Source organism: Nostoc sp., from assembly GCF_036919895.1.
Taxonomy (GTDB): domain Bacteria; phylum Cyanobacteriota; class Cyanobacteriia; order Cyanobacteriales; family Nostocaceae; genus Nostoc.
The window spans coordinates 70,325-84,328 of record NZ_JBALBW010000049.1; the positions used below are offsets into that span (position 1 = coordinate 70,325).

The following is a 14,004-nucleotide window of genomic DNA, read 5'->3' on the forward strand; positions in this document are numbered from 1 at the left end:
AAATAACAATGCATCAAACAGTAACTCTTGAGGACGCATTAGAGTTAATAAAACAGCTTTCATTGATAGATAAAATCCGCTTAATTGGGCAAATTACACCTCAAATTGAACGCGAATTAACAAATATTCAGTCGAAACCGCGCAATTCCTTGCGAGGATTGTGGCGAGGTAGTAATGTTTCTGAATCAGATATTGTACAAATGCGGCAACAAGTTTGGAAAAACTTCCCACGTGAGGATGTTTAATGTCTGACTTGGTAACAGATACTCATGCGCTGATTTGGTACTTAGAGGATAGTCCTAACCTTAGTGTTCGTGCCAACGAAGCATTTGACAAATGCGATAGGGGTGAAATTATAATATATATACCAACAATTTGTTTAGTCGAAATAGTTTATTTGCAAGAAAGAAGACGAATATCAGCAGATATGAGATATCTGCTAGATACTGCATTAGCTAATGAAAGTAGTGGATTAGCTTTAGTTAATTTAACAACTGAAATTGTTGATGTATTATCTACGATACCACGTGATATTGTTCCAGATATGCCTGATAGAATTATTGCTGCAACAGCAAAGTATATGGGTTTACCTTTGATTAGTCGAGATGCAAAATAGTATCATCTGGAATAAGTATTATTTGGTAAAAACATGGCGATCGCCAGCCGAATATACTGTTGATTTAAATAATGCAATTTTAGCTAACTTTTCCTGAAATTAACTTTGATAATTGCTAACAGTTAGATGTATCTAGGTCAATTTTTTAATAACAATACAAATTGTAATAAAAAATTATATTTATTTACGCAAAAATACTTAAACAAATAAACTTGTATTTAAGGTATCAAAACTCCGTTAATTTATTTCTAAAGCATTCCGGAAACAGGAGGTAATGTCAGAAAAACTAAATAATAAGGACTTACTGAGTAACCAGGTCATGACCAACCACATAATCGGTAAATTACTACAAGGGCGTTACCAAATTGTCCGAAGCCTCGGTGCAGGGGTATTTGGACAAACATACATTGCTGTAGACGTAGATTATCCAGAGAATCCCAAATGCGTTGTTAAGCAGATTAAAGTTAGCAGTTGCGAACCTGGCTACTTAGAGATGCTGAGGCTAATGTTTCTAACTGAAACTGAAACCCTCAAGCTTCTGGGAAGCCATCCACAAATTCCTAAATTTATCGCCTGTTTTGAAGAAAACAACCAGTTTTATTTAGTGCAAGAGCTAATTGAAGGATATGCACTGACTGCGGAATTGCCCATTGAGCAAGAGTGGGGGTGTCTGTGGAATGAAAAAGAAGTTGTAGAATTCCTGATCGATGTCTTAGGTATTCTAGAATTTGTTCACTCTCAAGGCGTAATCCATTGTGACATCAAACCGGAAAACTTGATTAGACGTAATAGCGATGCCCTACGCAAGTTAGTTTTGATTGACTTTGGCTCAATCCAGTCTATTGATTTTGGCATCGGTGCAGAATTGCCAATTTATAGAATTCCCGTCACCTCATTGGGATACATACCACCAGAGCAATTTATTGGTCAAACCCAGCCCAACAGCGATATTTATGCTCTAGGTATGATTGCTATCCAGGCTTTAACTGGGTTAGAACCACTGCAATTAAAAGTCGATCCTTGTACTAATGAAATTTTTTGGCGTTCTCAAAACACGCCAGTTAACGATTATCTAGCTGCTGTTCTCAGCCAAATGATCCGCTACGATTCTCAAAACCGCTTCCAGTCTGCGGCTGAGGTGTTGCAAGTACTGAAACAAATAGTATGGGAAACTCAGCCACCAGAAACATTAGAAGCAGACAATCAATTTTTCCTAGAAGCGGCGATTGAAGATAATAATCCGACATCCGGCAAATTATCTCCGTTATTCACAGGAATGAAAGTCGGACTGGCGGCTAATTCTTTGTTGATGGGATTTGGTGTATATTCTTTAATTAATACTTCTCCTGCATACTCAGAAACAGAAACTTTATCTAAAGCCACACAAGAATATCAAGCTGGGGATTTGCAAGAAGCGATCGCACTTGCTAAATCAATTCCCTCCCACAGCAATGTTTATCCAGAAGCGCAAGCCACAATTGAAGAATGGCAAGGGCAATGGCAAATTGCTGCCCAACAATATCAAATGGCTCAACTAGCTTTTCATGAGAGCCGATGGTCAGATGTTCTTGATGCTGTTTCTCAAATTCCAAATATTTCGTATTGGCAATCTAAAACAGATAAACTAGTTCAGAAAGCATACATCAATATTGAAGCACAGACACAAGATTTGTTAGCAAAAGCTTACGAAAGTGCCCAGATAAAAGATTTTTCTAGTGCATTACAATATCTGCGGCAAATTCCTAAAGAAAGTCGTGCGGGTGCTTTAGTTCAAGAAAAATTGGCTGAGTACAACCGAAAGCGCCAGATTAGAGCAGCTTACTTTTTACAAAATGCTTACAAAAAAGCATCAATTGGTGATTTCGAACTTGCTCTAAAATTTCTGCGAAACATTCCTCAAGACACTCTAGTTTATGCTCAAGCTCAAGTCAAATTAAATGAGTATACTCAAAAGCAACGTCTGCTAGCTGACAATCAAAAGGTAGCTTCTGCAAAAAGAACAAATTCATTTATCTCTAAAAAGTCAGCTAATAAAATTGAATATCTTCAGGTAGGAAATTACCTGCAAGAAGTTAATATTCGGTAGTAATAGTAATTGTTAGATGTATAAACTTGTTATATACATCAATTTTTTAGTTTGCAAATTCTCATTTATCGGATAGGTAGTTCAACGATAAACTCTATACCTTCACCAGGTTGGGAATGGTATGTAATATTGCCATGATGATTATTAACCACAATTTGGTAAGCAATCGATAGACCAAGCCCTGTCCCTTTACCGACGGGTTTTGTTGTGTAAAAGGCATCAAATATTTTTATTTTATCTGCGTTTTCTATACCTGAACCATTGTCGGCAACTCTTAAAATAACTTGCTCTCCAATTGCCTCAGTTTTAATTTTAATCATACCAGGATATTGACAAATTGTATCAATATCTTTAGTTTTATATGATTCTTCAACTGCATCGATTGCATTACAAATTAAATTCATAAAAACCTGATTAATTTCGCCGGGTAAACACTCAACAAGTGGCAAATCTCCATATTCTTTAATTAATTGGATAGCTGGGTGATGAGCATTTCGTTTAAAGCGATGTCCAAGAATGAGTAATGTACTTTCTAACCCTTCATGCAAGTTAGCTAGTTTCTTACCAGCTTCTCTATGGCGCGAGAAGTTGTTCAAATATGACACAATTTCTGTGACGCGATCTGTACCAAGTTGCATTGATTGAATAATTTTAGACAAATCACCTAACAAAAATTCCAGATCGCTTTTTTCAATTGCAGTTTGAAGTTCATCTGGGGGTTCGGGCAGATATTTTTGATAGAGGTTTAGTAAACTAACTACCTCTTGTACATACTTTTCAACAAAATTCAAGTTACCAGCTATAAAATTGATGGGATTATTAACTTCATGAGCAATTCCGGCTGTCAGTTGCCCTAATGCTGCTACCTTTTCGGCTTGAATAAGTTGAGCTTGAGTCTGTTGTAATTCGGCGTTTTTAGCAATCAAGGTTTTCGTCAAATTTCTCAGCTTGAGGTGATTTTCAATCCGCACTAAGACTTCTTCATGCTGAAAAGGTTTGGTAATGTAGTCTACAGCCCCCAATTGCAAACCTTTGACTTTATCAGCCGTTTCTGAAAGGGCTGTCATAAAAATGACTGGAATATCTTGGACGCGAGGATTGCTTTTTAGCTGTTTACAGGTTTCAAAACCATCTATACCCGGCATCATCACATCCAGCAAGATTAAATCAGGTAAATCATCATTTTCTAATCGCTGAAGGGCTTTTTCTCCACTGCGGGCTGCCCAAACTTCAAAGCTAGATTGATCCAGAAAACTGGATAAAACTTGTAAATTTGCAGGGTTATCGTCAACGACTAAAATAATTCCTCTAGAAGGAGCGTAATTAATAGAATTGTTTTGGTTCTCAATAAGTGTTTTCATACTTTTTCTACTACATATTTAGTCAAAAAACTTAGAATTAAATCTTCATCAAATTGCCTTGCTAGTTGCCGTAGTTCGTTAGCAAACGGTGCAAAGATTATGTCTGTTTCCTCAAGTTGGTCGGCCCACTTGAGAATGGCGTTGAAGTTACCTTTAGTGGCTAAGGTGACTATTTCTTGCAACACTTGGGGGGAAGGAGGGCTTAATTGAGCAGTTACTATTGTTGCTTCTTTAGCTTTTTCCCCATCCGGCTGAGATTGCCTGTAAATCCATACCAAATTTAAGTATTGTTGTAGTTGATGCAATAATTCATCTACTTGTATAGGTTTGGTTAAAAAGGCATTACCTCCAGCTTGCAGACTGCGATTTTGGTCGGCTTCAAAAACACTAGCAGAAGAAACAATAATCAATACATCCTGAATTTCTGGAGTCTGACGCAGGTGTTTAATTAATTCAAAGCCATCCATTTCTGGCATCAGCAAATCTGTGATGATTAAGTCCGGCTTGAGAGCGATCGCTTTTTCTAAACCTTCTTTACCGTTGCTGGCTTCAACGACATTAAAACCCAGTGGTTGCAGTAAGTTTGTAATCACTGTGCGATTCTCCCAGCGATCGTCAACCATCAGGATGGTGTAGGCGCTACCCTCAAAGCCAATGATTTGTTTGTCTGATGTAGTCATCGCAGATTGTACCCAGTCGGTCGCTTCGGAAATCTCCAATTCAAACCAGAAGCTACTCCCCTGACCAATCTGACTCTGAACATGGATATCGCTACCCATCATCTCTACTAACTGCCGAGTAATCGCTAAACCCAGACCAGTGCCTTCAGCTTGGCGCTTTTTCTCACCTACTTGTTCAAATGGCAAGAAAATTTTGCTCAATTCTGCGGGAGTTATACCAATTCCCGTATCTTCTACGGTAAAGCGAAGGCGATGTTTCAGCGTCTGTCCATCACTGGGAGGTCGAACGATGACTTCAATATTGAAAGTAACCTGACCTTGATCTGTAAATTTGATGGCATTTCCCAGCAGATTTAATAGTACTTGACGTAATCTTTTGACATCAATATGAACCCCTGTAGGCAAGTCGAGCGCGGGTTTATAGACAAACAAAATGCCCTTTTGTTTTGCCCGAATGTGGCATATTTCGACAATTCCTTGGAGAAAGGAGGGGAAATGCACATCATCAGGATGCAGTTCTAGCTTTTTCGCTTCAATTTTGGAGAGATCCAAAATATCATTAATTAAAGTCAACAGATGAGAGCCGCATTGTTCAATAATATTGACGTGATATTGCTCTTGATTCGGTAAAGCTGGGGAACGCAGCAAAATTTGGGCACAACCGAGAATGCCATTTAAAGGTGTTCGCAGTTCATGACTCATGTTGGCTAAAAATTCACTTTTAGCGTGGTTGGCTGTATCCGCCGCAGTTTTAGATTTTTTTAGTTCGCGTTGTTCAAATGCTTGCACTTGCCACAAGACGGTAATCATGGTGACAGTTAATCCACCAACAATTAAGGCGATCGCATCGAGGAATTGCAATCGAGATTCGATATTTTGACGGGGAATTACCAAAGCTACAGACCAATTAGCGGCTTGCAACGGCAGATAAGCCACATACTTTTTAGTGCCGTCAATTTCCATTAACTCAATTCCCTGCTGTTTGTTTACCATCCTCCGGGCGATCGCATTTAAATTGCGATCGCTCATTTTCAGCAAGCTGGGTGCAGGTTTTTCTAGGGTTGACATCAACGCTGAGTTAGGATGAGCGATCGCTTGTCCTTGAGAATTGAGGGCAAAAGCATAGCTGTTCGTACCGTATTGCAGGGAGTTAACAACCTCTGTAATGCGATCGACTCTCACATTGCCCTGGAAGGCCCCGATTGGTGAACTACTGCTAGCAGAGTTTGACCAAATCGGGGTAGAGATCGCAATTAAAGGAATTCCTGTAGAACGGCTAATAAAGGGATCAGAAATGTTGCTCTTTCCCGCAATTGCCTTTTTAAAGTAGTCTCGATCCCGAATATTTTTATTTGTTCGACCAACTTTTGTATTGGAATATGAAGCATCAGGGTTAGCTATTTGGAAAAGGAAAAATTCATTGATCCGCTTGACTTCTGCTTTTAAATACGGTTCTGCCACAGGCCAGTTTAAGGAGCGTACAGTTGAAGTATTAGCCAGGGTTTGTACCTCCACTTGGCGAACATGTAGCCACTCCTCAATTTCATCACCCCCTCTCTGTACCTCTAAAAAAGCGCTATGTCTCAAATCTTTGAGCATCATATTTCTAGCGGCTTGATAGCTGAAATAAGCCGAAATGCTAACTACAAGGGTAGTGCCGCCAAGAATAAATCGAATCAGCAAATTTCGCGAGGGTTGATTTCCTCTGTTAGCTACAGATACGCTGGAGTTTGCTCGTATCAAGGGTTAACTCCTTAATCGCATAGTTCGGTAAAAAGAAATTCTAGGTTATCTTTAGATTGCCCAAGAAATTACCGATGCTCACAGCTTTTGGTAAAATAAACAATAAATTTATAGGAATGCCACGAATTATAAGTTTTTATCTCAAGATATTCTTTAAAATCAACTAAAATTCTAGTTATTGCTTCTGATTAAGTGTTGGTAACAATTCGTAATTACGAATTACGAATTGCGTTAGCGTAACGCGAAGGAGTCCGCGTACCCCTACGGGGAAGCAAGCTACGAGACGCGATGCGTAGAGAGCATAATTACGAATTATTTATGGTGTTGGGGGCGGTGGATTAATAGGAGTAGGAACTGGGATAACAGGCACGATTATAGGCTTTGGTTTCTCGGATTGTAGTTGAATCTGGGCTTGATTGCGCCCGTCTATTGCTTGTTGGTAATTAGGCTTGTATTTTATTGCTCGATCGTAAGATGCGATCGCATCTTGAAACCGTTTTAAATTTAAGAGAGCATTACCTCTGCTATACCAGCTTTCGGCATGGTCTGGTTTATAACGAACTGCCTTATTATAAGACGCGATCGCATCTTCGTATTTTTGCAAAATGTATTGTGAATTCCCCATATTATACCAGAGTTGATAGTTTCTTGGCTGAAGGGTTGCGGCCTTATTATAAGCTTTTACTGCTTCTTCATAGCGTTGATTTTGATGCAGCGACCAGCCCAAATTATACCATCCTTGATAGTTGCTAGGATTGTATTTAATTACTTGATTAAAAGATTCAATTGCATCTGGATAACGTCGTAAATTTAGTAGGGTATTACCTCTCGAAAACCAGGCTTGATAATAATTTGATTTGTATTGTACCGCTTTATCATAAGCTGTAAATGCATCTTGGTAGCGTTGCAGATTAACTAGCACATTTCCTAAATTATACCAAGCTTGGTCGTAGTCGGGTTTTAAATCAACGACTTTTTGGTAGGCTGCGATCGCTTCTTCATATCGGTTAGAATTCTTTAAGGCTAATCCTTTTTTGTACCAAGCTTCATAATTATCTGATTTTAATTCAATCGCTTTTTCATAAGCTTTAATTGCTTGGTCATATTGGTTTAGGTTACTAAAAGCTTCACCCTTAGCATTCCAGATTTCTGAGCTTTCATTATTTAATTGTAAGGCTTTGTCAAAAGATGCGATCGCTTCTTGATATCGCTGTAGATTTGCCAATACAAAGCCCCGTCCACTCCAAGCTTCAAAATAATCTGGCTTAATTTGAATTGCTTTATCATACGCAACTAGCGCTTCTTTAGATTTTTTTAATTTAAACAGTGTTTTGCCTTGACCATTCCAGCCTTGAGCATAATCTGGTCTAATATTAACAGCCTTTTCATATACTTCTAATGCGTCTTGATAGCGTTGCAAATCAAAAAGTGTATTTCCTTGCTTGGATAATTCTATAGCGTTATTTGAATTAATGTAATTCAAAATAAATATTGATGCTATTCCACTTAATGCAACTAAAAATATTGTTAGTAAAACTTTACCTAAAATTCCTTTTTTTAATGGAGGTTTAGTTATATTTTTGGATAGAGAAATAGGAGTTAACGCTATTGTTTCAGCCAGTGGTAGTGTTAACTCTTTCAGTGCTTGTAATGCTATCGTTGCCGAAGAATAGCGCTGTCGAAAGTCATAGCACACCATTTTATCTAAAAATTCAGCAAATTCTGGCGTTACCGTGGCTTTATCGCGCCAGATAATTTCATTAGTCTCAGCATCTTTTATTATTTCCTCTGGTAATAATCCAGTAAGAGCTTGAATAGCAATTATTCCAGTAGCATAGATATCACTGCTTAATTTTGGCGTACCATGAGCTTGTTCTCCAGGGATATATCCAGGTGTACCTATAGCAACAGTACCTTTAGCTGACCCTTCGGGAGTAATCACTTGGGTCGTAATTTGTTTAACTGCACCAAAATCAATTAAGATTAATTTGCCATCTGGCTGTCGTCTGAGAATATTTCGGGGATTGACATCACGGTGAATTACATTCTGTCGATGGACAAATTCTAGAATTGTCAAAAGTTCTTGTAAAAGTGAAATTACTTGTTCTTGACTAAGGGTTTTACCTGGTATTAATTCTTGACTCAGGTCATAACCTTCGATTAATTCCTGTACGAGATAAAATTCGGCATTTTCCTCAAAATAAGCTAAAAGTTGAGGAATGCGATCGTGAGTTCCTAATTTATATAGAACTTGTGCTTCTGTATCAAATAAACGTCTAGCTGTCTCCAACGTTACCGGATCATTTGCCTGGGGTTTAAGTTTCTTGACGACACATTGAGGTGAACCGGGTAATTGAGTATCATAAGCGACAAATGTTTCACCAAAACCCCCTCCTCCCAAGTTACTAATAATTTGGTATCTTCCAACAAGTGTGTTTCCCAGCATCTCGTTTGCCTAGTTAAGTGCGATGCGATCTGATTTCAATCTTGCCACAGGTTAAGGGTTATAGGGAGAATAGCTAATGACCAATGACTAATGACAAACTTATATGATTCCTATTAGTGATAATATTCGTTGTTGGAATAAGCCGATTATTACCTATTGGCTAATTGGCATTAATATTGCCGTATTTTTTTGGGAACTCCAATTAGAATTTAGTGAGACATTGGGCTATTTTGTCAATAGTTGGGGTGTGATTCCAGCCCAGATTAGTGCAGCAATTACAAATGCTCTCTTTTTCAACTCTGCTGCTTGGATAATTGTAGTTTGGCGGGCATGTTCACTAATTTTTGGAATATTTCTACACGGCAGTTTTAGTCAAATATTGGGAAATATGCTATTTCTGTGGGTTTTTGGCAAGACTGTAGAAAATATTCTGGGACGTAGACGCTATCTCGGATTTTATCTGGCAACTGGTATTATAACAGAAGTTTTACAAATTCTGGCTGAACCAAGTTTGACAGTACCGTTGATTGGGGCAAATGGTGCGATCGCAGCTATTTTAGGGGCATACGTTATGAAGTTTCCTAAAGCTAAAATTGACAGTATTTTGCCGTTAATTATTGTGTATATCCCGATCGAACTTCCAGCCTTTTTCTATATATTTTGGTGGTTTGTGCAACAATTATTTTATGGGATCGGCAGTTTAAATATTCCCCCCGTTGGCGTAAATCAATCGGGTGTTATTTTTTGGGGACAGGTTGTAGGCTTAGGGATTGGTGCAGCCTTCATGCGATTGAAAAGATAAGATGATTTATTCAAGTATGGATAGCGACTGAATCGACTTTCAAGCACATAAACAAGAATGTATCTGTTTTCTCGATCCGCAGCCCTGCCCCTTTTAAGCGGGAAGAATCAAAGTCTCTCAATTTATCAGGAGATTTAGAGGAGTCTAGAACTTTTGATACCCATAAGAGGACTTTTCAAATATCCTCTCAACTGCTTCTCTTCTTACCGTATAATTGGACTGCCATGATGATGAACTAAATACCACTTTCCAGCAATAAAGTGAAATATATTTGTAGCTGTTGATTGTGCTTCAAGTCTTCTCCCTGCAACTACTTGGAACACATTTTCCCTCAGCACAACATAAGCAATATTATCACTTAACTCTGTAGCAATTATATCTGTGTTTATTTCGATATAAGCAGTGTTTTTAAATATCTGTTCCCAAGAGATGCGAATCTCCTTCCAACCTCGCAGTATATTACTTCCAGGATGAATACAAAAACTACCAGTTCCTTGTGACCATACTGCACTCATTATCTCAATGTCTTTTCTTTCAAAAGCTCGATAAAAAGCTGCATTAGCCGCTAAGACTTCATCCTTCGTCATAGGTAATCAAATATTAAAAGTTAGGAGTTAAGTAACTCGGCGTAGTTATATTAAGAAATTTAAATGTAGGGTGCATTGTCGCGTAGCGCAACTCACTGTTAACAATTCCAGGTGCGTTAGCCTACGGCATAACACACCCTACTGATAATTTATCTTTCTTTATATACATTGAACTTTTATCGCCGATTTACTTATGAGTTGCTAAATTATAACTCTCAAATTTGACAAATTAGTAATTACCAATGCCTAATACCCAAAGCCTGAAGCTAAATATCATGAAAATTTGACATAACTGCTATTGCTCAATAGCTGGCTAGCGAATAATATGATGAAACCATGACATTGCGATCCCGAAAAGGCTTATAGATTCGTAACACAGGCAGAAAACCTATTGAAACCCCTTGATCCCTAGATATGCTTAGTGGTTAATATTGACTTAACAAACAGAACATTCTCCGATCCCAAAGAAATGCTAATTTTGGCATAACTAGGAATTGGTTGAAAGTTACCTCAATTTAAAAACAGATTAAAAAACTTAAAACTGGGCAAAACCAGGAGTCAGGAATAAGAAATTCATCTGGAGTGGATGAGATTTTATATAGCATTCTTTAACCAGGGGAAATCATTTACCGCTTACACTACTGGAGGCCAAATAAATGGCAAAAGAACGCCCGCCACTAGAGGAGATGACCTTACGCCAACTACGAAGAGTTGCTAGCGAATATAGCATCTCTCGCTATAGCCGAATGCGTAAATCACAATTGTTGGCATCAATTTTAGAAGTTCAGCGCAGCAAAACTTTGCTCAGTCCATCTCGTTCATTGGAGGCACAGGAAACCGTGGAAGCAGCTAAGTTTGAATTAGGTCAAGAAGATCGTACAGGTGGATCTCTGGCTGATGTTGATGAAGGACTTGCAGATTTGCCCTCTGGCTATGGTGAAAGCCGGATTGTCCTTTTACCGCGCGATCCTCAGTGGGCTTACACTTACTGGGATATTCCCAATGAACATAAAGAGGAACTGCGCCGCCAAGGGGGACAACAACTCGCACTAAGAATTTATGATGTCACCGACATCAATATCGAATACCAAAGCCCCCACAGCATTCAAGAATATCCGGCTGATGAACTAGCTAGAGAATGGTATTTACCAGTTCCAGTTAGCGATCGCGATTATGCGATCGATATCGGCTATCGTGCTGCTGATGGTCGCTGGTTAGTATTAGCTCGTTCTGCTAGAGTACATATTCCTCCCGTCTATCCTTCTGACTGGATTGAAGATGTCTTCATCACTGTCAACTTTGAAGAAGATTTGCGTGCTAAGACTCAGTACGAACTAGTTCCCCCCACCAAGAAGATTGCAGCTACAGCTACAGCTACCGGCAATGGTAGTAATGCTGTGAATGCCAACGGCAATCCTATCTACGACCAAATCTTTGGTTTAGCTGAATCTGCCGAAGGACTACGGGTTGCTGGTTCTATCTTCGGTTCGCAACACCAAGTACCAAGTCCAGAACAAGCCCTTAGCTCTTACATTTTCCCATCTGGTGTGGGTATGTGGGCAGTTCCCACCATGTCTGGCTTAACAGCCTCCGGTGCTGGAATGTCAGGTGTTGGCTTCTCAGCTTCCGCCGTACCAGTGCATCCGCGCCAGTTCTGGTTAATTGCCGATGCTGAATTGATAGTTTACGGTGCAACCGAACCCGACGCTACTGTCACCATTGGTGGCCGTGCAATTCAGCTAAATCCAGATGGCACATTCCGCTTCCAAATGTCCTTCCAAGATGGTTTAATTGACTATCCGATTCTGGCTGTAGCTGCTGATGGTGAGCAAACCCGGTCAATTCAAATGAAATTTAACCGTGAGACACCATCTCGTAATACCAACACCAAAGAAGAAGCTGTTGTAGAATGGTTCTCTTAAGTTTTGGTTATCAAATTAATTGCAGACTGAAATTTTAAATTATTCCCCGCTATAGTAATTCTGTAGCGGTTTTTTTGTATTATTATGTCAACAAAAAAATTATTTTTGTTATTTATCTTGATAATTGGTACAAGCTTGTTATCAGGTTGTCAAGAGATTGAAGCAAATTCAGCCCCTAAAGCATCTAAAACTTGCCCTGGTAAAGATGCTAAATTCAGTATTGATTTTTTTAAAACCAATAATCAAGGTAAAAAGAATTCCAGAGGTATTAACAATGTAATTATTTTTAATCCCAAATCAGCAGAACTAGATTTTAAAGTGAATGTTGGTCTATCTCATAAACTCTACGCCAAAGATGCTAAAGGTAAACTCCGTAAAGAATACATCCCAAAACAGTTTCATGAACTACTCAGAGATGAAAATGCTAAATTAAATGGACAGCTACCAATTGCCGCAATTAATGCCGACTATATAGGTACTGATAATAAACCGCAAGGCTTAAATATTTCTCGTGGCGTAGAATATTCAGGAATATTTAAAAATAAGCGTTCTTCTTTTGGGATATCAGGAGGTGCGCCCAATCAGCGACAGGCTACTATCCAAGCCGGGAGAAGAAACAGCGATATTCTCAATTACAATTTAGTGGGCGGTAATGGCAGATTCTATCGTCAGGGTAAGTTTAAAGATATTTGTCAAGATTTGGGAGAATTTGCTTGTAAAAATGCTACTAATCGCTCTCTGGCAGCAATTACTGATCGAGGCTATGTAATCTTAATAGTTAATGACTTGAAAGCTAATTCTGATATTGAATCATCTCAACTTAATCAAGAATTACTGCCAGATATGTTTGATAATGTCCTAGAAGGCATTGCTAACAATAACTGTTTAGGTAAAATTCAAGAAGGAATTTTATTTGATGGAGGTATGTCTCCAGGATTGTATTATAACCAGAAAATTTATGTAGAAAATCTTGGGCCAATTGGTTCAGTTTTTTTGATTTACAAAAAATAAAATAGTCTTGTTTGTTAAGACGATAAATTAAAATTATGCTCGATAGTAGTGCAGTCAAAATTTCCGAGCAAAGCCTGCACCGAAGTCCAACTGAATTCTGACTCCTTAATTCTGTTTAATAAAATTGTTTGTGATGCTCTGATTTGCGATCGCAATCTCTATCTCAGGAGTAATAGACACAAAAGAACACTTTATCGTAAAAATTGGTAATATATGGTGCTTTCTGAACTTGAATCTATATGGCTCACATTAGAAGCCTATTTGTGGCAAAGCAACCTAATATTGGCATACTAATTCGTGCCCTGCGGCAAGAGTTAAATCTGTCTCAAGAAAAATTTGCCGCCGAGTTTGGTGTTACTTTCCCAACAATTAACCGTTGGGAAAATGGACATGTAACACCTTCTCCTTTAGCAATACAGCGAATCAGTAGCCTACTCGATGAGTTAGGTGAACGCGGGGAAATTATTAAGGCAACATACTTCCGAGAACAGGAGTAACCTTTGTGAGTTCGGAATGAGAATCGGCCTTGTCACTTGGGAATATGGATGATATATAGGTGACAATGAGAAAATCGTCAAAACAGCAACTTGCATTTAAAAGACGCTCTCTAACCTTTAAAAAGTCACGGCAGAGTTGAGATTTCAACGCTGGATATGACCTTAAATATCTTCCAAAATGACTGTTTGGCAGCATAAACGTCTAATTTAGAGGGTATTTTGACCGAAAACGACCACAGATTTATCCTTTAAC

Annotated in this window: 11 protein-coding genes; 7 read left to right on the plus strand and 4 right to left on the minus strand. The window is 38.6% G+C overall.

The window, feature by feature from the left end; all coding sequences use genetic code 11:
* Positions 1-8: 8 nt before the first annotated feature.
* The 3 genes from V7K55_RS08745 to V7K55_RS08755 all read left to right on the plus strand — a co-directional run bounded on the left by V7K55_RS08745 (position 9) and on the right by V7K55_RS08755 (position 2,702).
* Complete coding sequence (locus V7K55_RS08745) at positions 9-245, plus strand: hypothetical protein (RefSeq protein WP_334830200.1); 237 nt, start codon at positions 9-11, stop codon at positions 243-245.
* Positions 245-616: a type II toxin-antitoxin system VapC family toxin gene (locus V7K55_RS08750; protein ID WP_334830202.1), complete on the plus strand. Its 372-nt coding sequence runs from the start codon at positions 245-247 to the stop codon at positions 614-616. Before V7K55_RS08745 ends, V7K55_RS08750 begins: the two co-directional genes overlap by 1 nt.
* Positions 617-935: 319 nt before the next feature.
* On the plus strand, positions 936-2,702 hold the full coding sequence (locus V7K55_RS08755) for a serine/threonine-protein kinase (protein ID WP_334830204.1): 1,767 nt from the start codon (positions 936-938) through the stop codon (positions 2,700-2,702).
* 65 nt (positions 2,703-2,767) lie between these two features.
* On the opposite strand, the gene V7K55_RS08760 is transcribed toward V7K55_RS08755, so the two are convergent.
* The 3 genes from V7K55_RS08760 to V7K55_RS08770 all read right to left on the minus strand — a co-directional run bounded on the left by V7K55_RS08760 (position 2,768) and on the right by V7K55_RS08770 (position 8,932).
* Positions 2,768-4,063, minus strand: coding sequence for a hybrid sensor histidine kinase/response regulator (locus V7K55_RS08760; RefSeq protein WP_334830206.1), 1,296 nt, complete (start codon positions 4,061-4,063; stop codon positions 2,768-2,770).
* Positions 4,060-6,486, minus strand: coding sequence for a hybrid sensor histidine kinase/response regulator (locus V7K55_RS08765; RefSeq protein WP_334830208.1), 2,427 nt, complete (start codon positions 6,484-6,486; stop codon positions 4,060-4,062). The genes V7K55_RS08760 and V7K55_RS08765 overlap by 4 nt, the downstream gene beginning before the upstream one ends.
* A 316-nt stretch (positions 6,487-6,802) precedes the next feature.
* Positions 6,803-8,932 carry a tetratricopeptide repeat protein gene (locus tag V7K55_RS08770; RefSeq protein WP_334830210.1) on the minus strand — a complete coding sequence of 710 codons (2,130 nt, stop codon included), beginning with the start codon at positions 8,930-8,932 and terminating at the stop codon, positions 6,803-6,805.
* Positions 8,933-9,035: 103 nt separating this feature from the next.
* Between V7K55_RS08770 and V7K55_RS08775 the strand changes: the two genes are divergently transcribed.
* A complete protein-coding gene (locus V7K55_RS08775) occupies positions 9,036-9,734 on the plus strand; it encodes a rhomboid family intramembrane serine protease (RefSeq protein WP_334830212.1) in 699 nt (232 codons plus the stop codon).
* A gap of 203 nt (positions 9,735-9,937) precedes the next feature.
* On the opposite strand, the gene V7K55_RS08780 is transcribed toward V7K55_RS08775, so the two are convergent.
* Positions 9,938-10,321, minus strand: coding sequence for a nuclear transport factor 2 family protein (locus tag V7K55_RS08780; RefSeq protein ID WP_334830214.1), 384 nt, complete (start codon positions 10,319-10,321; stop codon positions 9,938-9,940).
* 656 nt (positions 10,322-10,977) lie between these two features.
* Here V7K55_RS08780 and V7K55_RS08785 point away from each other — a divergent pair.
* From V7K55_RS08785 to V7K55_RS08795, 3 genes are all read left to right on the plus strand, one after another.
* Positions 10,978-12,243, plus strand: coding sequence for a DUF4912 domain-containing protein (locus V7K55_RS08785; protein ID WP_334830216.1), 1,266 nt, complete (start codon positions 10,978-10,980; stop codon positions 12,241-12,243).
* An 84-nt stretch (positions 12,244-12,327) separates the two neighbouring features.
* The gene (locus V7K55_RS08790; RefSeq protein WP_334830218.1) at positions 12,328-13,254 is read left to right on the plus strand and encodes a phosphodiester glycosidase family protein; all 927 of its coding nucleotides are present in this window, start codon (positions 12,328-12,330) and stop codon (positions 13,252-13,254) included.
* Between the two features lie 239 nt (positions 13,255-13,493).
* Complete coding sequence (locus V7K55_RS08795) at positions 13,494-13,751, plus strand: helix-turn-helix domain-containing protein (RefSeq protein WP_334830220.1); 258 nt, start codon at positions 13,494-13,496, stop codon at positions 13,749-13,751.
* The last annotated feature ends 253 nt before the right edge of the window (positions 13,752-14,004 follow it).

What these genes read in the sequence shown, in the direction of transcription:
- V7K55_RS08755 (WP_334830204.1), top strand. Translation starts at nt 936, where the DNA reads ATGACCAACCACATAATCGGTAAATTACTACAAGGGCGTTACCAAATT.
- V7K55_RS08745 (WP_334830200.1), top strand. Translation starts at nt 9, where the DNA reads ATGCATCAAACAGTAACTCTTGAGGACGCATTAGAGTTAATAAAACAG.
- V7K55_RS08790 (WP_334830218.1), top strand. Translation starts at nt 12,328, where the DNA reads ATGTCAACAAAAAAATTATTTTTGTTATTTATCTTGATAATTGGTACA.
- V7K55_RS08785 (WP_334830216.1), top strand. Translation starts at nt 10,978, where the DNA reads ATGGCAAAAGAACGCCCGCCACTAGAGGAGATGACCTTACGCCAACTA.
- V7K55_RS08750 (WP_334830202.1), top strand. Translation starts at nt 245, where the DNA reads ATGTCTGACTTGGTAACAGATACTCATGCGCTGATTTGGTACTTAGAG.
- V7K55_RS08795 (WP_334830220.1), top strand. Translation starts at nt 13,494, where the DNA reads ATGGCTCACATTAGAAGCCTATTTGTGGCAAAGCAACCTAATATTGGC.
- V7K55_RS08775 (WP_334830212.1), top strand. Translation starts at nt 9,036, where the DNA reads ATGATTCCTATTAGTGATAATATTCGTTGTTGGAATAAGCCGATTATT.
- V7K55_RS08770 (WP_334830210.1), bottom strand. Translation starts at nt 8,932, where the DNA reads ATGCTGGGAAACACACTTGTTGGAAGATACCAAATTATTAGTAACTTG.
- V7K55_RS08760 (WP_334830206.1), bottom strand. Translation starts at nt 4,063, where the DNA reads ATGAAAACACTTATTGAGAACCAAAACAATTCTATTAATTACGCTCCT.
- V7K55_RS08780 (WP_334830214.1), bottom strand. Translation starts at nt 10,321, where the DNA reads ATGACGAAGGATGAAGTCTTAGCGGCTAATGCAGCTTTTTATCGAGCT.